Genomic DNA, 19,909 nt, shown 5'->3' on the forward strand with positions numbered 1-19,909 from the left:
AGGTGCGGCGCCGTGTCCGACCGGGTCTCCACCACCGGGGTCCCTACACTCACCTCCGGACGCCACGCCGCGACGGAAGGACCCACGTGACCCCACCCCCAGAGATCGCGATCCGGGCCCACGGCCTGCGCAAGACCTATTCCCACGGGCGGGTGAGGGTGCGCGCACTGGACGGCGTGGACGTGGCGATCGACAGGGGGCGCTGGACCGCGGTCATGGGCCCGTCCGGCAGCGGCAAGTCCACCCTCATGCACTGCCTGGCTGGCCTGGACACCCCCGACCACGGCACGGTCTCCATCGGATCGACCGAGATCACCCGCCTCGGTGACGCGGGACGGACCCGGCTGCGGCGCACCCGGGTGGGCTTCGTCTTCCAGTCCTTCAACCTCGTGCCGGCGCTCTCGGTGCGCGAGAACATCGTGCTCCCCGTACGCATGGCGTTCCGCCGCCCGGACCGGTCGCGACTCGACTCGCTCGTCGGCGAGCTCGGGATCGGCGACCTGCTCAAGCGGCGGCCCCACGAGTTGTCCGGCGGCCAGCAGCAGCGGGTGGCGATCGCCCGCGCGCTGTTGCCGAGCCCGGACGTCGTGTTCGCCGACGAGCCGACCGGGAACCTCGACTCCGAATCCGGCGAGGCCGTGCTGACACTGCTCGGCGCGTGCGTCCGCGAGGCCGGACAGACCGTCGTCATGGTCACCCACGACGCGCACGCCGCCGCACACACCGACACCGTGCTCGTGCTGGCCGACGGACGGATCGCCGACGAGGTCCCCTCCCCCACGCCCGAGTCGGTGCACACCGCCATGCGTTCCCTCACCGGTCGTCGACCGGTCACCACGTGAGCCCGCACCTCGTCCTGGGTCAGCTGCGCGCGCATGCCGGCCGCTACCTGGGCACCATCCTGGCGATCGCCGTGGCGGTCGGATTCGTCCTGGCCTCGGTGGGCGTGCTGCGCACGATGACCGCCAGCGCCGACGCGACCTTCGGCATGCGGTACTCGGGCACCGCCGTGCTCGTGCAGAACCTCGGCGACCGCACCTCCGCCGGCACCGATGCCGCGCGCGACGAGGCGGCCGAGTCCCAGCGGCTCGGCCTGGAGGCCATCGCCGCCACCCCGGGGGTGCGTGCCGCGACCGTGGACGCGCAGACGTACGTGCGGGTCCGTGTCGAGGGTCGCGCGCAACAGGTGACGACGACGACGACGATCGCCACCGACGACGGGCTGCGCTGGCAGCCGTTGGCGGACGGGCGGCTACCCGGGGCCCCGGGCGAGGTGGCGGTGCGCGGTGACGCCGACCTCCCGGTGGGCGCCACGTTCGAGGTGCAGCCGACCGGCGTGGGCGAACCCACCACGGTCACGGTGGTCGGGCTGTTCGACCTGTCGGGGCAGCCGGACATGAAGACGGCCTTCCCGCTCTACACCGTCGATGAACAGGTGCAACAGTGGGCGCCGAACGGAGCCGGCGGGGACGTCCGCGTCGCCGGCGACGGCACGGTTCCCGACGCGGCACTGGCGGCGGAGATCGAGCGACGGCTGGGACAGATCCCGGGCACGTCCGCCGTCGAGGTGTCCACCGGCGCGGCCGAGGCGGACGCGCTCGCGGAATCGTTCATCGGCAGTCGCGACGTCTACACCAGGGCCCTGCTGGCCTTCACCGTTCTCGCCGTGGCCGTGGCCGCGCTGGTGATCGGCACGACGTTCGCGGTGGTGTTCGCCGCCCGCGTTCGGGAGACGGCGCTGCTGCGCTGCCTGGGCGCCTCGCGCCTGCAGTTGCGGCTGTCCGGGATGGCCGAGGCCCTGTTCGTGGGCGCGTCCGCCACCGCCGCGGGGCTGGCGCTGGGCCGGTTCGCGGTGTCACTGGCGGCTCGCGAGGCCCCGAGGCTCGGCGTGACGATCCCCCTGCAGGAGGTCAGCGTCCCCGGATCCGCCTATCTCCTCGCCGCGGCGGTGGGCGTCGGCGTCACCCTCGCCACCGCCCTCCCGCCGCTGTGGCGGGCCACCTCCGGTAGCCCACTGGAGGCGCTGCGCCCGGCCGATGTGCGGCCCGACCCGTGGTGGCGGCGGCTGGCGATGGTCGCGGTGGGTGCCGCCGCGGCGGTGTTCGGCTGGCACTCCATGTCGGCGGCGGTCGCGGCCCGTGACGTCGTCGAGGCCGGGGCGTGGGGCGTCCTCGCCTTCCTGGGTGTGCTGGCCGTGGCCGCGGGGGCCCTACCGACCCTGCTCGGGGCGCTCGGCAGCATCGTGGGACTGCTGCTCGGCCCGGTGGGCCTGCTCGGCGCACGGAACACCGCCCGCAGCCCGCGCCGCACCGCCGCCACCTCGGCGGCCGTCCTGGTGGGCGTCACGCTCACCGCGACGATGGTGACCGGCATCGCCCTGCTCGGACCGGCCATCCAGGCCCGGCTCGTCGATCGCGTCCCGCTGGACATCGCCGTCTCCGCCCCGGGCGGAGACACCCTTCCCGCCGCCCTGCCGGGGACGCTGGCGGAGCTCCCGGGCGTGGGCGAGTCCCTGGTGGTGACCGACATGTACGCGGAGGACCCCCGGGGCAGGCGCACGGTCCTCCGGGTCGCCGAACCGGAGCGGGTCGGCGACGTGATGCGCCGCAACGTCATCCTCCCCGGCCCCGGGGAGATCGTCCTCCCGGAGTCCTCCCCCGTGGCCGCCGGCGCCCGCGACGGGGACACGGTCCGGTTCACCTTCTTCTCCGACGACGACGGTCGTGACCTCGTGGTGCGCCGGACCGGTGATCAGTGGGCCCTGGCCGCGCCCGGGAGCGTGCCGGCCTGGCCCGTGGTGCAGTTGCCCGACGGGTCGCCGTGGCCGGAGGGCGTCGAGGTGCCCACCGAGTTCGTGCCCCGCACCGAGGTGTGGCTGCGCATGGACGACTCCCTGGAGGGCGAGCAGCTCGAGGCGGCCCTCCAGGGGGTGCGATCCGCCGTGGCGGACGCGGCCCCCGACCTCGCCGTGACGGAGAGTTTCGCCTCCCGCGAGCAGATCGCCACCTCCGTCCGGACCGTCCTCACCTCCAGCTCGCTCCTGCTGGCGGTGGCGGTCGCGCTGGCGCTGGTGGGGGTCGCCAACACGCTCACCCTGGCGGTCCGGGAGCGGACCCGGGAGATCACCCTGCTCCGGGGCGTGGGGGTCACCCGCACCGGCGTGTGGCTGATGCTCGTCCTGGAGACCCTGCTGGTCGCGGTCTGCGCCGCGGCCCTCGGCGTGGCGCTGGGCGCGGCCTTCGGGTCCGCCGGCGCCACCGCACTGACCGGAGCCGGGGCGGCTGCGGGCGGCGGGATCGTCGGTGGTCTGTCCCAACTCGGTAACGACGGCGTGCCCGTCGGCGATCTGGTGAATGTGGGTGTCGGGGGTGTCCTCGCGGCACTCCTCGCCGCCGCGGTCGCGTCCCTCGGGGCGGTCAGATCCCGTGTCGGCACCGGGTGACCGGGGGGTCGCGGGTGATATCGCCGCAACTCCGTCATCCCTCCGGAGAGTGAGAAAGAACCCACTCCGCCAGTCCGGTAGCCATCCTTTGACAGAACTGAGACACTATCGTTATGCAAATTCGGGTGCTCCTCGTCGCCGGCGCAACTGCGCTGGTGGCCGCGTCATGCGCGCAGCCGGAGCCACAGGTGCTCTCGGAAGCGCCGCGCTCCGCGTCCGCCACGGAGGTCGCGTCGCCGACCCAGACGACGGAGCGTGATGAGCAGCCCGGAAAGTTCATCGCACGCTGCGCCACTGAGGCCGACGGCGGCACCCCGGGCCTGACCATCTTCACCGACGGCTCGCAGAACGTCACCGATCACTGCCTGAGCAGGTACTACATCGGGGTCCAGCCGGCTCCCGGGGCGTTGTACGTCCCCGACGAGGAGGCGGGCACCTACGCGCCGTCCTACGAGTCCGCGCCGGTCGACACCACCGCTCAGCAGTGGACGCCCGCCCAGCCACGGACCGATGTCGGGCCCGAGGATGACCGCGATCTCCTCGCTGACGGGGAGACGACCGGGCAGCCGGGCGACCCGGACTCCGGCCAATCCCCCACGGACGAGCCCGGCGCCCCCACGACCCCGACCGACGGGACCTCGCCCACGACGCCGCCGACCACCGACCCCGGTGGCACCGAGCCGGGCGAGACGGACCCGACCGCCCCCGGCACCTCCGTCCCCGGAACCACCACGCCCGGTACGACCACGCCGGACACCACCGTCCCCGGTGAGACCGTGACCGAGGGGACCGGTTCGTCCGAGCAGGCGGCGGTGCCCACGGTCACCGAGGCGCCGCAGGACCAGCAGCCGGGCCCCCTGACGTCGGTGATGTCTACCGAGCCGTCGGGTTCGTTCGGATCCGGGGCGCCCGCCGAGCCGCCGACCTCCGTCGGGTTCCCCGCGTTCCGCTGGCCCGGGTCGTTCTGGCCGGGCGGCCCGCAGGACTGACCGGCGGCGAGCCGACCGGGCGCTCTGTCCGGTCGGGCCCTGTTCCGGTCAGGCCTCGTTCATCCGGCGACGCAGGTCGTCTCGCTTCTCGCGGCGTCCCGAGTCGACCGCCGCGATGTCGGAGTTGATCTGCGCCCGCATCCGGCTGAACAGCACCATCGACAGCGGCAGCGCGATCACGACGGAGATGATCGCGGCGACGAGCACCGGTACCTGCACTCCCGCGAGACTGCCGACCCCGATGATGACCAGCGTCAACGCCACCACCAGCAGGAGGCGGACGACGGTGTAGACGACCATGTTGCGGGCCAGGCGCGCACCGGGTGAGGCCCCCGCCGGGGTGGTCGTCGGGCTGACCGCCCCATCCGCAGGGTGTGTTGACTCGTCTCGCTCGCTCATGGTCACCAGGATACGTATCGTGGTGGAGAGGAGGTTCGAGTGATCTGGCTGTTCGCACTCATCGGAGTGGTGACCGTGGCGATCCTGCTGTGGCGGGCCTTCGGGCCCGGCTCACGGTCGGCTCCCCCACGCGTGATCGCCCCGGACGACGACCCCGACTTCCTGCGGGATCTGGATCGTCGCAAACCGCTCGACCCCTGACGCCTCGGGCGCAGGGGTCGCGGCGGAGCTCTGTCCGGCAGCGCGCCCCGCGGGTGCCCGGTCAGCTGCGGGCGAGCAGGCGGACGATGGAGTCCACGGCGTCGCTGATCTGCGCCCCCGTACGGTCGAACACCTCGGGCTCCCGGCCGATCGGATCCTCCACGTCGAGCGCGGGGTCGTCGGTGTCGATGTCCAGCCTCGCCCGTGACAGGCCCGCGAGCGTGACGGCGTCGTCGGAGTCGGCGATCCGGGCGGCCTCCAGGATCGTGTAGGTCTTCTTCCACAACAGCGGCGCCAGCTCCTGCACGGCATCGCGGTGGGCGCGCGTCGCGGTGAGTACGAGATCGCGTCCGGTGAGCAACCGGGAGGTGAGCAGCCGTGAGGAGAACCCGCCCCCGTCACCCCCGTAGCCCTGCAGTACCCGCAGGGACTCCCGGTGGATCTCCACGCCGTTGGCCGCCCGTGTCCCCGCCGAGTCGACCGTCACGTCCAGTCCCGCCGCCTCCGCGCGCCTGGCCAACAGACGTTCGGCCAGCGGGGAACGACACATGTTGCCGGTACACACCGTCATCACCGAGATCGCCATGCCGACGATCCTAGTGTGCCGTCGTGGCGCGCATTTCCCTCCGGACCTCGGACCCCGGCCCCCTACCGCCTCCGCCCGTCACTCCCCGCGCCACTGCGGGGTGCGCTTCTCCAGGAACGCGGTCATGCCCTCCTGGGCGTCACAGGTGACGGCGTTGGTGGCCATCGTCTCGGCCATTTCGCGGTACGCCTCGTCCTGGGGCAGGTCGATCTGCAGGTAGAAGGCCTGCTTGCCGATCTCCAACGTCAATGGGCTGGCGTCGGCGATCTGCACCGCGAGTTCGTCCGCCCGGGAGCGCAGCCGGTCGGCGGGGACCGCCTCGTTGATCAGTCCCCAGTCCACGGCGGTGGCGGCGTCGATGGTCTCGCCGGTCAACAGCATCTGCATGGCGCGCTTGCGACCGACGGCGCGGGAGACCGCCACCATCGGGGTGGAGCAGAACAGGCCGATCTTCACGCCGGGGGTACCGAAGCGTGCGGTGTCGACGGCCACGGCCAGGTCGCAGGTGGCGACGAGCTGGCATCCTGCGGCTATCGCGTGGCCCTGCACCTCGGCGATCACCGGCTGCCTGATCGCCTGGATGGTCTCCATGAGCTGGACGCAGGTGGTGAAGACCTCGCGCTCCTGCGTGAGCGAGCGGTCGACCATCTCGCTGATCTCGTGTCCGGCGGACAGCGCGGGTCCCGAGCCGGTGAGCACGACGACCCGGCAGTCCGGGTCGTCACCGAGGTCGCGGATCGCCCCCGTCGCCTCCCGCATCATCTGCAGGGAGAGCGGGTTGCGCCGCTCGGGCCGATCGAGGGTGACGCGCGCGATCGGGCCGCTGCGCTCGACGAGGACGAACGGGGTGCTCATGGGACCTCCGGAGGGGATGAGGGGCTGGCGCCTCCCCTGGTTCTACCCCGTGGCCCCGGTCGACGGGCCGGGACGGGGCCCGGACGCCCCCACCGGACGCGGCGGACCCTCCGGACGCGGCGGGCCCTCCGGTGGCGCCGGACAGCGGGGCCCGGCCGGGAGTCAGGTCGCGGCGGTCCCGTGCCGGCCGTCGCACCACTGCTCGGCGGGCACGGTGGCCTTCACCTGGTCGACGTGCTCACCGCAGCCGTCCCAGGTGGTCTTGCCGCAGACGGGGCAGGTGACGGGGTAACACATAAGAATCTCCTCAGATTCGACTACATACCCTAGGGGGTACGCCTGTGAGGGTAGGTCAGTTCTCGTCCGGGCGCCACACGGCGTCCACGGCGGACGTCGCCTCCCTCATGTGTTCGACGTGGGCCTCACACGCCTCCCACTGTGGCAGCCGCCCCGCGGCGGCGACGTCGAGCAGGCTCGGGGCGTCGCGGTCGCGCTCGCTCATGACGTGCTCGATCGAGGTGCCGTCGAGGGCCGTCCCCGGCCAGTCGATGGCGATCTTGGGGTCGAACGCGTCGATGACGTGCTCGGCCCCGGGGCGCCACCCCTCCGAGCAGAAGTACATCACCGTGGACTGCGGCTCGAGCGCCAGGAAGCCGTGCGCCACGCCCTCGGGGATGTAGAGGGCCCGCTGCTCGACCGAGTCGAGGATGACCCCGGCCCACTCGCCGAACGTCGGCGAGCCCACCCGGACGTCCACCACCACGTCGAACACGGTGCCGGACGGGCACAACACGTACTTGGCCTGACCGGGCGGGACCTCCGCGAAGTGCAGGCCGCGCAGCACACCCTCCCCGGAGACCGAGACGTTGACCTGCGCGAGGTCGAAGCGGTGGCCGGTCATACGGCGGAAGTTCTCGTCGGTGAACGCCTCGTGGAACACCCCGCGGTCGTCGGAGATCTGCCGAGGGGTGATCTCCCACGCCCCCGACACGCTGAGCTCGCGCAGCTGCACGTCGGTCCCGCCTTCCTGTCGTCTGTCGATCCGACCCGTGGATCCCGACCACCCTAGCCGCGCATCGCCTCCACGATCTGCGCCGCCGTCCACTCGCCGATGAGCAGGCACCGCATCGCGTCGTCGTGGACGGACGCGTCCTCGCGCCACCCGGTGACGACGAACTGGAACACGTAGGTGGCCTCGTCGTCGCTCCATCCCACGATCAGACTGGAGGTGGCCATCCGCCCCGGTTCGGCCGTGTAGGTGCCGCGCAGGTAGCGGTAGACGCTGCGGACGGCGCCGGCGGACTCGTCGCCCTCGCCGGCCACCTGCTCGAGCAGGGTCCACTCGGCCAGCGCATCGGCCGTGGCGACGATCATCTCGACCGCCTGCTCGGTGTCCATCGCCGGGGCGACGCGTGCGCAGGTGGCGACGGCGTTGGGCGAGAACCCGTCGCGGTGTGCGCCCGGGTCCACGTAGATCACCGCGGACGGCTCGGGCGATTCGATGCGCTGCCACGGCGGGCTGTCCACCCAGATCAGCGGCTGTGCGGCCACGGCCATGGGCGGGCTCGCGTCCAGCGAGCGACCGGTCGAGGCGCAGTATTCCTGGATCGAGGTCATCGTGGGCTCCCGGGCCCCGTCAGCCCTGGAGGCCCGCGCCGACGATGTGCGCGCCCCCGTCGACGACGAGGGTCTGCCCGGTCATCCAGTGCGCGTCATCGGAGAGCAGGAACGCCACGGGCCCGGCGATGTCGTCGGGCACCCCCAGTCGCCCGGCCGGCAGCGCCGCCGACATGGCCTCTTCGCGGCCGGAGTACAGCGCCTCGGCGAACCTGGTCTTGACCACGCCCGGGGCGACGGCGTTGACGCGCACGGCCGGGCCGACCTCCACGGCGAGCTCCTGGGTCAGCCGCATGACCAGCGCCTTGGTGGCGCCGTACCAGCCGATCCCCGGCGAGGGGGCCAGGCCGGCGATGGAGGCGATGTTCACCACGGCGCCGCCGCGCTCCCCCAGCCCGGCGTGGTAGATCTTCTGCGTCCACGACAGGGTCCCGAGGGCGTTGACCTCGGTGATCTTGCGGGCGGCGGCGAGGTCGATGTCGACGGTGCGGCCGAAGACGGGGTTGATGCCGGTGTTGTTGACCAGCAGGTCGATGGGGCCGAACTTCTCCTCGGCGCGGGCGATGACCTCGCGCTGGTGGTCCTCGTCGTCGCTCTTGCCGGCCACGGCGAGCACCCGGTCCGGCGCGCCGAGCTCGGCGACGGCCTCGTCGAGGCCCTCCTGTCCCCGGGCGGTGATGACCACCGAGGCCCCCTCCGCGAGCAGGCGTCCCGCGATCCCCAGGCCGATCCCCCGGCTCGCCCCGGTGACGAGCGCGGTGCGGCCTGCGAAGCGGTCGGGGACGACAGGGCCGGTGCGGGGGGCGGGAAGGGGGGTAGCGGTCACGACCGTCTCCTTATGAGGGTGGGATGCCGTCTGGTGTGCGCCTCCCAGCCTAGAGGCCGTGCGGCTGGGGCCCGCCGAGACGGGGTCTCTCGGGATTCTCTCAGCGGACCCTCCGGGATTCCTTCACCTGCGGGTCGCCGGGCGCTAGAGTTGTTGACGGGTCTCATCCGGCCGCTCCCTCAGGCGGCGCTACTATCCCGGGGTGTGTGCATGTCACCACTAGTTCCACGCGCTGGCGCGGAGTCGGCGGCGTGTTCGATCCTCGACATCCCCGGCCCGCGCTGGTTCGGGCAGGACGATCCGATCTGGCGCGTCCACGGTGACGCGTCCACCCCGATCGGGATCACCACCGGCCTTCTCATGCTGACCGCCGACCCCTCCTACTCCGCCGTGGTGGCCGCGTGCGGAGCCGAGGAGCACCCGTGGTCGGTGGACGACTACCTGCACGACCTCGTGGAGATCTCGACGTTCGGCACGGTCGACGACGCCATGGTGACCATCGAGCACGCCCGCCGTGACCACAGTTCCTTCTCCGGCACCACCGAGCACGGCGACTACTACTACGGCTCGGACCCCGCGCTGATCGAGTGGGCGCAGGCCGCGATGGCGTGGGCCCTGCTCGCCGCGTTCCAGCGCTTCTCGGGGCGGCAGCTCTCCCCCGCCGATTCCGACCGGTACGTGTGTCAGTGGTCGGGCCTCGCGCGGCTCCACGGCGCCCGGAGTTTCCCCTCGACCGTCCGCGAGCTCGAGCAACTGTTGCGTGGGTCCCGCGGTCGCGCCCGGGCCACCGTCGCCGGTCGCCGCGCCGCGGCCAAGCTTCGCGAGGACGCCAACGCCTGCCCCGGGGTCACGGAGAACTCGGTGATCGCCCACCGGTCGTGCACCACGGTCGTGGACGCCGCCGCGAGCCTGGTGCCCTCGGAGGTGCGTCGCGCGCTGGATCTGCCGCACCGTCCGATGGACCGCACCGCCGTGTTCGGGCGGATCACCAAGGCACACGAGGGCCTCGCGCGGCCGAGACTGACGACCCGCGCACCGATCGCAGCCCCGTCGGCGATGCGGTCCCGGACCGCCTGAGCGTCCCGACCCGGGCCATACGGACCCGACGCGTCCGGCCGGTGGCGGTCACCAGTGACCGTTGACGCCGCCCTTGATCCATCCTGCGATCTCCCACACGAGATGCACTGGCACCATCACGCGGTCGAGCCGGTCGATGGGTGTCATCCGCACGTCCAGCCCGGTGGCGCCCCGCATCCACGTTCCGGCCCGCAGCGTGTGGGGCCGGTTGGTCACCACCAGGATCCGTTCCCACCCGCGCGCCCGGGCGATCGCCCCGACCGACTGCGCCTCGCCCCACGTGGTGCGCGGGTCGGGTGAGAAGCACACCACCTCGGCGCCGGACGGGCGGGCCGGACCGGTACACAGCCGCCGGGCCACCTTCTCCGAGTTCCCGCCGGGATTGCTCACCAGCAGGGTGTCGGCGTATCCCGCCTCCACGAGATCGCGGGCGTACAGGTGTCGCCCGTCGTCCGCGCCGGCCAGCATGACCACGGCGTCGGCGCGCACGGGGTCGTCCGCGCGGGGCTGCAACAGGAACGCACCCCACGCGGTGAGCGCGAGCACACCGACGGTGGCGGCCGCGGCGACGATCCCGGCCGCGAGCACTCCGCGGCGGGTCCGGTTCACGACCCGGGTCCCGGGAGCTCGCCCCGCTCCCGCTGTCGCTGGGCGATCCAGCCCTCGTGGGCGATCGCGCGGACGAGATCCTGCCTCCAGTCGTCCATCGGCGCCAGCCCGGCGGCACGCCACGAGGCGTCGGAGAGCACGGAGAAGGCCGGCCTCGGGGCGGGACGCGCGAACTCCTCGCTGGAGCAGGGTCGCACCCGCCCGGGATCCGCCCCGAACCACGTGAACACCGCCCGGGCGAGGTCGAACCACGTCGTTCGGCCTCCCCCTGCCAGGTGAAGGGTCAGGCCCCTCGCGTCGAACTCGCCCCCGGCATCCCTGACCACGAGGCCGAGCAACCGATCGGCCAGCGGCGCCGTGTAGGTGGGCGAACCCCACTGATCGTCGACCACGGTGAGCGTCTCGCGCTCCCGTTCCAGTCGGGCCATGGTGGCCACGAAGTCGGACCCGCGCAGCCCCTTCCCCGCGCGTTCGGGCCCGCTGTACACCCACGCGGTGCGCACGATCGTCGTCTCGGGGTACACCGACAGCGCCGCCCGTTCCCCCGCGAGCTTGGTGCGTCCGTACGCGGTCGCCGGCGCGGTCGGGTCGTGCGGCTCGAGAGCCGGAGCGGTGGCCGGGTCACCCCCACCGGGGACCTCGCCCGAGAAGACGTAGTCGGTGCTGATGTGGAACAACCGGATCCCGCGGTCGCGGCACGCCACGGCCAGCGACTCCACCCCGTCGGCGTTGACCGCGTGGGCGGTGGACTCGTCGGCCTCCGCGCCGTCGACGTCGGTGTATGCGGCCGCGTTGATCACGACCTCCGGTTCGTGGCGGTCCAGGGCGGAGGCGATCGACGCCGGGTCGGTGACGTCGAGCTCGTCGCGTCCCACCGCGACCGCGCCGCCACCGAGCCGAGCCCTCGATTGCTTGTCGAGGTAGTGCCCGAGCTGCCCGCGGCCGCCCGTCGCGAGGATCCGCGGCCACCTGCCGGCGGTCACAGGGTGCGTCCCTTCTCGCGTCGCAGGACATCGAGGAGATACCGGCCGTACCCCGACTTCTGCAGGGCACGGGCGCGGTCGGTGAGCTCGTCGTCGTCGAGATACCCCATCCGCCACGCCACCTCCTCCGGGCAGCCGATCTTCAGTCCCTGTCGGTCCTCGATCGTGCGGACGTAGTTGCCCGCGTCGAGCAGGGAGTCGTGCGTGCCCGTGTCGAGCCACGCCGTACCGCGCGGCAGCACCTCGACGTGCAGACGCTCCTCGCGCAGGTAGTGACGGTTGATGTCGGTGATCTCGTACTCACCCCGGGCGGACTTGCCCAGGCCCCGCGCCACGTCCACCACGTCGGCGCTATAGAAGTAGAGCCCGGGGACGGCGAAGTCGGACGCCGGGTCCTCCGGCTTCTCCTCGAGGCTGATCGCCCGCCCGTCCGCGTCGAAGTCGATCACCCCGTATGCACTCGGGTTCGACACCCGGTAGGCGAACACGGCGCCACCGTCGGGATCGGCGAACCGTCGCAGCTGCGTGCCCATGCCGGGCCCGTAGAAGATGTTGTCCCCCAGGATCAGGGCCACCGGCTCGTCCCCGATGTGGTCAGCGCCCAGCACGAACGCCTGCGCCAGCCCCTCCGGGGCCGCCTGCTCGATATAGCTCAGGGTGATGCCGAACCGGCTGCCGTCGCCCAGCAGGCGGCGGAACTGAGTGGAGTCCTCGGGCGTGGTGATGATGAGGATGTCGCGGATCCCCGCCAGCATGAGCGTGGAGAGCGGGTAGTAGATCATCGGCTTGTCGTAGACGGCCATCAGCTGTTTGCTCGTGGCCAACGTCAGCGGGCTCAACCGGGTGCCGCTGCCGCCGGCCAGGACGATGCCCTTCACAGCACCGTCTCCGTCCGCGCGTAGGTCGCCTCGACGCGCTCCTTGACCGGCTCCCACCAGTCACGGTGGTCGCGGTACCACTCGATCGTCTGCCGCAGGCCCTCGCGCAGGTCGGTGTGCCGCGGCTCCCAGCCCAGCTCCTCGCGCGTCGCGGTGGCGTCGATGGCGTAGCGCAGGTCGTGGCCGGGCCGGTCGGTGACGTGGTCGAACCCGGGGTCTCCCCCGGCCTCGCCGTCGTTCGCGCCGCTGCCGCCGGCCAGTCCCATGAGCTCGCAGATCATGCGCATCACCTCGAGGTTCGAATGCTCGCCGTCCGCGCCGATGAGGTAGGTCCGGCCGGGCTCGCCGGCGGCGAGGACGCGCAGGACCGCCGCATTGTGGTCGTCGACGTGGATCCAGTCCCGCACATTGGCCCCGCTGCCGTAGAGACGCGGACGACGGCCGTCGAGGATGTTGGTGATCTGCCGCGGGATGAACTTCTCCACGTGCTGGAACGGTCCGTAGTTGTTCGAGCAGTTGCTGATCGTGGCGCGCACCCCGAAGCTGCGGACCCAGGCGCGCACGAGCATGTCCGCGCCGGCCTTGGTGGCCGAGTACGGGCTCGACGGGTTGTACGCCGTTGCCGGGGTGAACTTGGCCGGATCGTCCAGCTGGAGGTCCCCGTACACCTCGTCGGTCGACACGTGGTGCAGCCGCACATCGTGCCGCCGACACGCCTCGAGGACGGCGTAGGTACCGACGATGTTGGAGTGCACGAAGGGCCAGGGCGCGGCCAGCGAGTTGTCGTTGTGACTCTCCGCGGCGAAGTGCACCACGGCGTCCCGCGGCCCTGTCAACGCCGCGACCAGACGGTCGGTGACCGCCGGGTCCGCACAGTCCGCCTCGATCAGTTCCACCCGGCCGGCGGGCAGACCGTCCAGGTTCGCACGGTTGGCGGCGTAGGTCATGGAGTCCAGGACCGTGACGTGGGCGTCCGGGTACTCGCGGATCACGGTGTGGACGAAGTTGGCGCCGATGAACCCGGCTCCCCCGGTGACGACGAGGCGCATGGGCGCAACCCTACCGCTGCGAACGGACCGCCCCCGCCCCTTCCCCGGAGCCCGGGGTGTCCTCGGCCTCCGGCGTCGACCCGGCATCCGATCCGGCCACCGACCCGGCCTCCGATCCGGGCGCGCCGGCCGAGTGGTCGACCGTTGCGTCGTCGGGGTGGTCGGGGTAGCCCCCGGCGGGTTCGCGGCGCAACTCCCGGTACGCGGCCAGCATGCGGGCGCGGCGGCGGTCGTGCGCCTCACTGGCCGTGGTGTCGCGCGGCGTCACCCGGACCGCCTCCTCGGCCGGGATGCCCGCCCGGAGCTGCCGCAGGCGCATCACCTCCGCGTCCAGCCGGGCTCCGTAGAGCACGCCCATGTTGACCAGCCACAGCCACAGGAGGAAGACGATGATCCCGGCGAGCGAGCCGTAGGTCCGGTTGAAGCTGCCGGCGGCGGAGAGGAACAGTCCGAACCCGGCGGTGGCCACCCCGATCACGAGCAGCGCGGCGCTCGCGCCGAGACTGACCCAGTGGAACCGTCGACCGGCGATGTTGGGTGAGAAGCGGTAGAGGATGGCCAGCGCCAGGATCGCCGAGATCACCGCGCCCGGCCACTTGGCGACGCCCCATACGGCCAGGGCCGTCTCGCCCAGCCCGATCCATCCTCCGATGGTCTCCGCGATGGGCCCGGTGAACACCAGGGCGAGACCCCCGACGGCCACCAGGACGATGAGCAGCGCGGTGAGCACCAGCCCGACGGGCAGCACCCGCCACAGCGGGCGTCCCTCGGCCACCCCGAAGATCGCGTTGATGGCCCGTCCGAGCGCCCAGACGTAGCGCGAGGCCGTGACCAGTGCGACCACCGCACCGACCAGGAGCGCCGTCCCCGCGGCCGGCGTGGTCACGAGCGTCTCGATGGGGCCGCGGACCGGGTCCAGCACCGCCGGCGGGGCGACGTCGGAGAGCATGTCCATGACCGCGTCCACCGTCCGCTCGCCCTGGCCGAACACGCCGAGCAGCGAGACCACTCCGAGGATCGCGGGAAACAACGAGAGCACGCCGTAGAAGGTGAGCGAGCCCGCCACGTCCGGGCCGCGGTCCCGGAAGAACTCCGACACCGATCGGGCCAGGACCAGCCGGGCGGTCCGGAGCCGTCTGCGCACCGTCCGGCCGGCGCCGCCCGAGATCGTCATGCCCTGATTGTGGCCCCTGCCGGTCGCGGGCGTCCCCGCCTCGCCGGTCAGTCGCGGTTGCGGGCCTGTTCCACCTGGGCCTCGCGGCGCACGTCGGCCGCGTCGTCGATGGTCTTCTGGTGCTTCTCGGCCGCCTTGTCGCTGGCCGTGGTGTCGCGCGGCGGGAGCTGGATGGTCTCCTCGGCGGGCAGCCCGGCCTGCAGCTCGCGGGCCCGCTCGATCTCGGCGTCCACCTCCGCACCGAACAGCAGGGCGTTGTTGGTGATCCACAGCCAGAGCAAGAACACGATGACACCGGCCAGCGAGCCGTACGTGGCGTTGTAGCTGCTGAAGTTGGAGACGTAGAAGACGAACCCGGCGGTGGCGACCGCCCACACGATCAGGGCGACGATCGCGCCCACGGAGATCCACCGGAACCTGGGTTGCTTGACGTTGGGCGAGAACCCGTAGAGGACCGCCAGGATAACGACGACGACGAGGATCAGCGCCGGCCACTTGGCGATGCCCCACACGGTCACGGCTGTCTCGCCGAGTCCGACGAGATCACCCACCCACTCGGCGATCGGGCCGCTGATCACCAACATGAGCCCGGCCACGCAGACCAGGAGCAGCAGGACCGCGGTGAGCAGGATCATCGCGGGCTTGAGCTTCCAGAAGGGACGACCCTCCTCGACCTCGTAGATGTTGTTCATGGCCCGTCCGAACGCTCCCACGTACCCGGACGCCGTCCACAGGGCGCCCGCGATACCGGTGATCAGTGCGATCCCGGCGGCAGGGGTGTTGACCAGGGACTCGATGGGGCCCCGCAGTGTCGCGAGCGTCTCCTCCGGAGCGGCGCCCTCGAAGAGCCCCATCACGGCGTCGACCGTGGCCTGTCCCTGCCCGAACACGCCGAGCAGAGACACCACGGCGAGCAGGGCCGGGAACAGCGACAGCACCGCGAAGTACGTCAGCGCCGCGGCGAGGTCGGTGCAGTTGTCCTTGGAGAACTCACCGGCGGCGCGCTTGAGGCCGATCTTCCAGGCGCCGCCCTTGAGCTTGGTCGGGGACTCGGGCTTGCCCGCGTCGGGATCAGAGTCCGGGTCGGGTTTATCGGTGATGTCGCGGCTGCTCGTACTCATGCCCAGGACCTTTCCACTAGCGGGCCTCCCCCGCATCCGGCTCGCCGACTCCCCCCACGGGATCATCGCCGACTCCCGGTGCGTTACCCTGATTGGTGTCACGTCACCAAAGTGGCGTATCTACAATCTCAAGGTCACCTGACCATCGTTGAACCAGAGGGAGAATCACCGTGAGCCTGTCCAACGCCATCCTCCGCGGAGTCACCGGCGCCTTCGTCCTCAACTCGGGCCTGAGCAAGCGAGGCATGCCGACCGAGGCCGCCCAGGGCCTGCAGGGCTTCGCCGCGACGGGCGTTCCCGCCGTGACCAAGATGGATCCCGATTCCTTCGGCAAGTTCGTCGCCTACTCGGAGATCGGCATCGGCGCCGCCCTCCTCACCCCGGTCGTGCCCCGCAGGATCGCGGGCGCCGCCCTCGGCGTGTTCTCCGCGGGCCTGCTGGCCATGTACTTCCGCAACCCCGCCATGACCGAGGACGACGGCATCCGCCCCAGCCAGGAGGGCATGTCCCTGGCCAAGGACGCGTTCATGGCCGCGATCGCCGGCGCGCTGGTCACCGACCGGTAGTCCGACGGCCGGTGGGCGTCCGCGCCCGGCACCCGGCACTCTTAGACGCGACGGCCCGGGCCCGCATCCCGCGGGGCCGGGCCGTCGCGCGTCTGCCGGACCGGATGCGCGGGCCGCACATGTCGCCGACCATGGGGCGATGGCGCAGAACCCGGAATCCGATGTCCCGGCCCGCCGGATGCGGATAGTCGTCACCGGAGCCAGCGGGAACGTGGGGACCCCTCTCCTGCGCCGCCTGCTCGCCGACGGCCACGACGTGGTGGGACTGTGCCGCCGGATCCCACCGGCCACCGCCCCCTACGACGGTGCCGAGTGGCACCGGGTGGACCTGTCCTACGCCCGCGCCGAGGATCTGGTGGGGATCTTCCGGGGGGCCGACGCGGTCATCCACCTCGCCTGGGGCTTCCAGCCGACCCGCGACGTGGACCACCACCGGCGACTGGGCGTGGGCGGCACCGCGGCGGTCGTCGGCGCGTGCCGACTGGCTGGCGTGCCGCACCTCGTGCACCAGTCCTCGGTGGGCGCCTACGCCCCGGTGTCCGACGGTGGCCCCGGGGTGTCGGTGAGCAGTCGCGTGAGCGAGGATGCCGAGCTGGGCGGGGTGCCCACGGCCGCCTACAACCACCACAAGACGGCCGCCGAACGCCTGCTGGACCAGCACGAGCGTGAACACCCCGGCAGCCCGACGATCGCCCGCATGCGGGCCGCGTTCATCGTGCACGGCGAGGCGGCCTCGGGCCTGGCGCGCTACTTCAGCCCCGCCGTCGCGCCCCTCCGGTTGATCCGGGCGCTGCCGATCCTGCCGGTGGACCGGCGCCTCACGGTGCCCCTGGTGCACGGCGACGACATGGCCTCGGCGCTCGCGGCCGCCGCGACGACCGGCGCGCAGGGCGCGTTCAACATCGCGGCCGAACCACCCGTGACCCGCGACATGATCGCCCGCGAGCTCGGGGCACGGCCGGTCGAACTGCCGCTGCGGATCCTGCGGCAACTGGTCCACGTCAGCTGGCTGCTGCACCTCCAGCCGCTGAGCATCGGCTGGGTCGACCTGGCGTTCGGGGTCCCGCTCATGCACACCACCCGCGCCCGGGCCGAACTCGGCTGGCACCCCACGGTCCCGGCCGACGAGGCACTCCGGGAGGTGATCGACGCGATCGCCGCCGGGCGGGCGGGCACGTCCCCGCCCCTGCGCCCGCGGACCCTGCTGGACGCGCTGGCCTCGCTACGCCGCGGCGGCCCCGTCGACGTCAGACGACTGCCCTGATCGCGCCCAGGATGGCGTCCGCGAGGTCGGCCCGGCACACGACGAGGTCCGGGAGGTAGGTGTCGGCCACGTTGTACTCCAGCGGGGAGCCGTCGACCCGCACCGCGACAAACCCGCGGGCCAGCGCCACCCCGGCCGGGGCGGCGGAATCCCACTGGTACTGACCCCCGGCGTGGATGTAGGCGTCCGCCTCGCCGCGGACGACGGCGGCCGTCTTGGCCCCGGCTGACCCCAACGGCACCAGATCCCCGCCCACCGCCTCGGCGACCGCGTCGGCGAACCGGGGAGGACGGGACGCGGAGAGGACGATCCTCGGCCGGGAGCCCGTCCGCGGGGGAAGGAGGCCCCCTCCGTCGACCCCGCCGTTGCCCACGGGTGCGGCGTAGACCTCGTCGTCGTCGACCCCCGACACCACCCCGAGCGCCGGTAGCCCGACCGCTGCGGCGGTGAGTCGCGACAGGGCCGGGTCCCCGTGGCGTTCCCACAGGGCCACGTGGACGGCCCAGTCCGGCCGGTCACCGAGGCCGTACTCACGGGTGCCGTCGACGGGATCGATGATCCAGACACGGTCGGCGTCCACCCGCGCGAGGTCGTCGGCCGACTCCTCCGACAGGACCGCGTCGCCCGGACGCGCCGCCGCGAGCCGGTCGAGCAGCAGCGTGTTGGCTCGACGGTCCCCGATGTCGCCGAGCTGCCGCCCGGTGGGGCCGGACGAACGCAGGTCCACCAGCAGGCGTCCGGCCTCCGTGGCGAGGTCGACGGCGAGTTGCTGATCCGGGGTACGCGAGGCGACGGTCATGCCCACCAGCCTAGGAGGCGTACCGCCCGCGGGGGCGCGAGAGGCCTACCGCCAGCGGGAGCGCAGGCCCCGGCGCCGGGGATGCCCGTACTGGCGGGCGACGCGGGCGGGCTCGTCCGGGCAGCGATGGGCATCTGCCGCGACCCGGGCCGCGCCACGCGACGGCAGAACGCCGCTGCGCGCGTTGCAGCGATGACAACCCCACACCGCGCCGTCGGCCGTCTCCTCGACGTAGCACGGACGCTCTCCGACCTCGCTCATGGTTCCCCTTGAAGCCCCAGCGCCGGCCCCGAGCCAACGCGTAGGCCCCCTATCTTGTCATAAATTTTTACTACGCAACAGTGGAAACATCGTGCGCATCTCGCGTCACCCCCGAAGTGCCGGCAGAGGTTCTGGACAGCCGACCAGCGCGCCGCCGTGGGGCAGTAGACAGAACGGTCTAGACATCCTCCACATCCTATGTCTACTGTATTGCTCTACTTACTCAACTCACTACCCACAAGGTGACCGTGAAGACTCTCATCGTGCTCGGCGTCGTCGGCGCCATCGCCCAACTCATCGACGGCTCCCTGGGCATGGCGTACGGCGTGACGTCCACGACGCTGCTGGTCGCGGCCGGTATCGCCCCCGCCGCCGCGTCGGCATCCGTGCACTTCGCGGAGATCGGCACCACCCTCGCCTCCGGCATCTCCCACCACAAGCTCGGCAACGTCGACTGGCGGATCGTGCGCATCCTCGCGGTGCCCGGCGCGATCGGCGCCTTCGCCGGCGCCACCCTGCTGTCCAGCCTCCCCGCCGACGTGGCCAAGCCCGTCGTGGGCGCGATCCTGCTCACCCTGGGCCTGTACGTCCTGTACCGCTTCCTCGCCCTGGGCGGGCGGCGCCCCGAGTTCCGCGGACGGGTCCGCACCGGGTTCCTCGTACCGCTCGGCCTGGTCGGCGGCACCCTCGACTCCCTCGGCGGCGGCGGCTGGGGCCCGGTCGGCACCACCTCCCTGCTGTCCTCGGGCCGCGTCGAGCCGCGCAAGGTCGTCGGCTCCATAGACACCTCCGAGTTCGTGGTGGCGGTCGGCGGGTCACTCGGCTTCCTCGTGGGCCTGGGTGCGGCCGGCATCAACTGGGGCTACGCGCTGGCGCTCCTCATCGGCGGAGTGCTCGTGGCCCCGCTCGCGGCGTGGCTCGTCAAGCACCTGCCAGCCCGGGTGCTCGGCACGGCGGCCGGCGGCCTGATCGTCGTCACCAACACCCGCACCCTGCTGGTGTGGGCCGAGGTGCCCTCGTCGGCGACCACCCCGATCCTGCTGGCCCTGGTCGCCGTGTGGATCGGCCTGGTCACCTGGGCGGTGCTCGCCGAGCGCAGGACCCCCGGCGACGACGACGAGGCCGGCACCCACCCGGCCGGACCCGCTCGTGCGGGGGCCGCCGAATCCGCCCCGGCCCAGGCCTGACCGGACCGAGGCGGTCGACCGGGGAG

23 protein-coding genes are annotated in these 19,909 nt (G+C 72.3%); 8 read left to right on the plus strand and 15 right to left on the minus strand.

Annotation, left to right across the window (positions count from 1 at the left end):
• Positions 1–86: 86 nt before the first annotated feature.
• The 3 genes from AC3DE3_RS15325 to AC3DE3_RS15335 all read left to right on the plus strand — a co-directional run bounded on the left by AC3DE3_RS15325 (position 87) and on the right by AC3DE3_RS15335 (position 4,431).
• Positions 87–842: an ABC transporter ATP-binding protein gene (locus AC3DE3_RS15325; RefSeq protein ID WP_260488561.1), complete on the plus strand. Its 756-nt coding sequence runs from the start codon at positions 87–89 to the stop codon at positions 840–842.
• Entirely contained in the window at positions 839–3,442 is a 2,604-nt protein-coding gene (locus tag AC3DE3_RS15330) for an ABC transporter permease (RefSeq protein WP_488370532.1), read from the plus strand. The genes AC3DE3_RS15325 and AC3DE3_RS15330 overlap by 4 nt, the downstream gene beginning before the upstream one ends.
• A gap of 113 nt (positions 3,443–3,555) precedes the next feature.
• Entirely contained in the window at positions 3,556–4,431 is an 876-nt protein-coding gene (locus AC3DE3_RS15335) for a hypothetical protein (RefSeq protein ID WP_260489309.1), read from the plus strand.
• 48 nt (positions 4,432–4,479) lie between these two features.
• On the opposite strand, the gene AC3DE3_RS15340 is transcribed toward AC3DE3_RS15335, so the two are convergent.
• The gene (locus AC3DE3_RS15340) at positions 4,480–4,830 is read right to left on the minus strand and encodes a DUF4229 domain-containing protein (protein WP_260488563.1); all 351 of its coding nucleotides are present in this window, start codon (positions 4,828–4,830) and stop codon (positions 4,480–4,482) included.
• 39 nt (positions 4,831–4,869) lie between these two features.
• Between AC3DE3_RS15340 and AC3DE3_RS15345 the strand changes: the two genes are divergently transcribed.
• Entirely contained in the window at positions 4,870–5,031 is a 162-nt protein-coding gene (locus tag AC3DE3_RS15345) for a hypothetical protein (protein ID WP_260488564.1), read from the plus strand.
• 61 nt (positions 5,032–5,092) lie between these two features.
• Here AC3DE3_RS15345 and AC3DE3_RS15350 read toward each other — a convergent pair whose 3' ends face one another.
• The 6 genes from AC3DE3_RS15350 to AC3DE3_RS15375 form a co-directional block, all read right to left on the minus strand.
• A complete protein-coding gene (locus AC3DE3_RS15350) occupies positions 5,093–5,617 on the minus strand; it encodes an arsenate reductase/protein-tyrosine-phosphatase family protein (protein ID WP_260488565.1) in 525 nt (174 codons plus the stop codon).
• 78 nt (positions 5,618–5,695) lie between these two features.
• Positions 5,696–6,472 carry an enoyl-CoA hydratase gene (locus AC3DE3_RS15355; RefSeq protein WP_260488566.1) on the minus strand — a complete coding sequence of 259 codons (777 nt, stop codon included), beginning with the start codon at positions 6,470–6,472 and terminating at the stop codon, positions 5,696–5,698.
• A gap of 162 nt (positions 6,473–6,634) precedes the next feature.
• Positions 6,635–6,769, minus strand: a complete 135-nt coding sequence (locus AC3DE3_RS15360; protein WP_260488567.1) for a hypothetical protein — start codon at positions 6,767–6,769, stop codon at positions 6,635–6,637.
• A gap of 55 nt (positions 6,770–6,824) precedes the next feature.
• On the minus strand, positions 6,825–7,484 hold the full coding sequence (gene rfbC / locus AC3DE3_RS15365) for a dTDP-4-dehydrorhamnose 3,5-epimerase (RefSeq protein WP_488370533.1): 660 nt from the start codon (positions 7,482–7,484) through the stop codon (positions 6,825–6,827).
• 53 nt (positions 7,485–7,537) lie between these two features.
• Positions 7,538–8,089, minus strand: a complete 552-nt coding sequence (locus AC3DE3_RS15370) for an LpqN/LpqT family lipoprotein (protein ID WP_488370534.1) — start codon at positions 8,087–8,089, stop codon at positions 7,538–7,540.
• Between the two features lie 19 nt (positions 8,090–8,108).
• Positions 8,109–8,915, minus strand: coding sequence for an SDR family oxidoreductase (locus AC3DE3_RS15375; protein ID WP_260488570.1), 807 nt, complete (start codon positions 8,913–8,915; stop codon positions 8,109–8,111).
• Positions 8,916–9,125: 210 nt separating this feature from the next.
• Here AC3DE3_RS15375 and AC3DE3_RS15380 point away from each other — a divergent pair, with 210 nt between their 5' ends.
• Positions 9,126–9,992 (plus strand): oxygenase MpaB family protein, encoded by an 867-nt coding sequence (locus tag AC3DE3_RS15380; protein WP_260488571.1) that lies wholly within the window; start codon positions 9,126–9,128, stop codon positions 9,990–9,992.
• A gap of 48 nt (positions 9,993–10,040) precedes the next feature.
• On the opposite strand, the gene AC3DE3_RS15385 is transcribed toward AC3DE3_RS15380, so the two are convergent.
• The 6 genes from AC3DE3_RS15385 to AC3DE3_RS15410 are packed head-to-tail and all read right to left on the minus strand — an operon-like array spanning position 10,041 to position 15,806.
• Entirely contained in the window at positions 10,041–10,601 is a 561-nt protein-coding gene (locus AC3DE3_RS15385; RefSeq protein WP_488370535.1) for a YdcF family protein, read from the minus strand.
• Positions 10,598–11,584 carry a dTDP-4-dehydrorhamnose reductase gene (rfbD, locus tag AC3DE3_RS15390; RefSeq protein WP_488370536.1) on the minus strand — a complete coding sequence of 329 codons (987 nt, stop codon included), beginning with the start codon at positions 11,582–11,584 and terminating at the stop codon, positions 10,598–10,600. The genes AC3DE3_RS15385 and rfbD overlap by 4 nt, the downstream gene beginning before the upstream one ends.
• Entirely contained in the window at positions 11,581–12,462 is an 882-nt protein-coding gene (rfbA, locus tag AC3DE3_RS15395; protein ID WP_260488574.1) for a glucose-1-phosphate thymidylyltransferase RfbA, read from the minus strand. The genes rfbD and rfbA overlap by 4 nt, the downstream gene beginning before the upstream one ends.
• Positions 12,459–13,511, minus strand: a complete 1,053-nt coding sequence (gene rfbB / locus AC3DE3_RS15400) for a dTDP-glucose 4,6-dehydratase (RefSeq protein ID WP_488370537.1) — start codon at positions 13,509–13,511, stop codon at positions 12,459–12,461. The genes rfbA and rfbB overlap by 4 nt, the downstream gene beginning before the upstream one ends.
• Positions 13,512–13,521: 10 nt before the next feature.
• Entirely contained in the window at positions 13,522–14,685 is a 1,164-nt protein-coding gene (locus tag AC3DE3_RS15405) for a YihY/virulence factor BrkB family protein (protein WP_488370538.1), read from the minus strand.
• 47 nt (positions 14,686–14,732) lie between these two features.
• Positions 14,733–15,806, minus strand: a complete 1,074-nt coding sequence (locus AC3DE3_RS15410; protein ID WP_488370539.1) for a YihY/virulence factor BrkB family protein — start codon at positions 15,804–15,806, stop codon at positions 14,733–14,735.
• 170 nt (positions 15,807–15,976) lie between these two features.
• Between AC3DE3_RS15410 and AC3DE3_RS15415 the strand changes: the two genes are divergently transcribed.
• Both AC3DE3_RS15415 and AC3DE3_RS15420 read left to right on the plus strand, forming a co-directional pair.
• Positions 15,977–16,372 carry a hypothetical protein gene (locus AC3DE3_RS15415; protein ID WP_260488578.1) on the plus strand — a complete coding sequence of 132 codons (396 nt, stop codon included), beginning with the start codon at positions 15,977–15,979 and terminating at the stop codon, positions 16,370–16,372.
• Between the two features lie 139 nt (positions 16,373–16,511).
• Positions 16,512–17,636 (plus strand): NAD-dependent epimerase/dehydratase family protein, encoded by a 1,125-nt coding sequence (locus AC3DE3_RS15420; RefSeq protein ID WP_488370540.1) that lies wholly within the window; start codon positions 16,512–16,514, stop codon positions 17,634–17,636.
• Here the strand turns inward: AC3DE3_RS15420 and AC3DE3_RS15425 are convergent.
• Positions 17,620–18,435: a 3'(2'),5'-bisphosphate nucleotidase CysQ gene (locus tag AC3DE3_RS15425; protein WP_260488579.1), complete on the minus strand. Its 816-nt coding sequence runs from the start codon at positions 18,433–18,435 to the stop codon at positions 17,620–17,622. The two genes, AC3DE3_RS15420 and AC3DE3_RS15425, sit on opposite strands and share 17 nt — an antisense overlap.
• Positions 18,436–18,480: 45 nt before the next feature.
• Positions 18,481–18,696, minus strand: coding sequence for a hypothetical protein (locus AC3DE3_RS15430; protein ID WP_260488580.1), 216 nt, complete (start codon positions 18,694–18,696; stop codon positions 18,481–18,483).
• Positions 18,697–18,944: 248 nt separating this feature from the next.
• On the opposite strand from AC3DE3_RS15430, the gene AC3DE3_RS15435 reads away from it, so the two are divergent.
• Positions 18,945–19,883, plus strand: coding sequence for a sulfite exporter TauE/SafE family protein (locus tag AC3DE3_RS15435; RefSeq protein ID WP_488370541.1), 939 nt, complete (start codon positions 18,945–18,947; stop codon positions 19,881–19,883).
• Positions 19,884–19,909: the final 26 nt, after the last annotated feature.

It is taken from the genome of Dietzia sp. IBK-p2-16D, assembly GCF_057773085.1.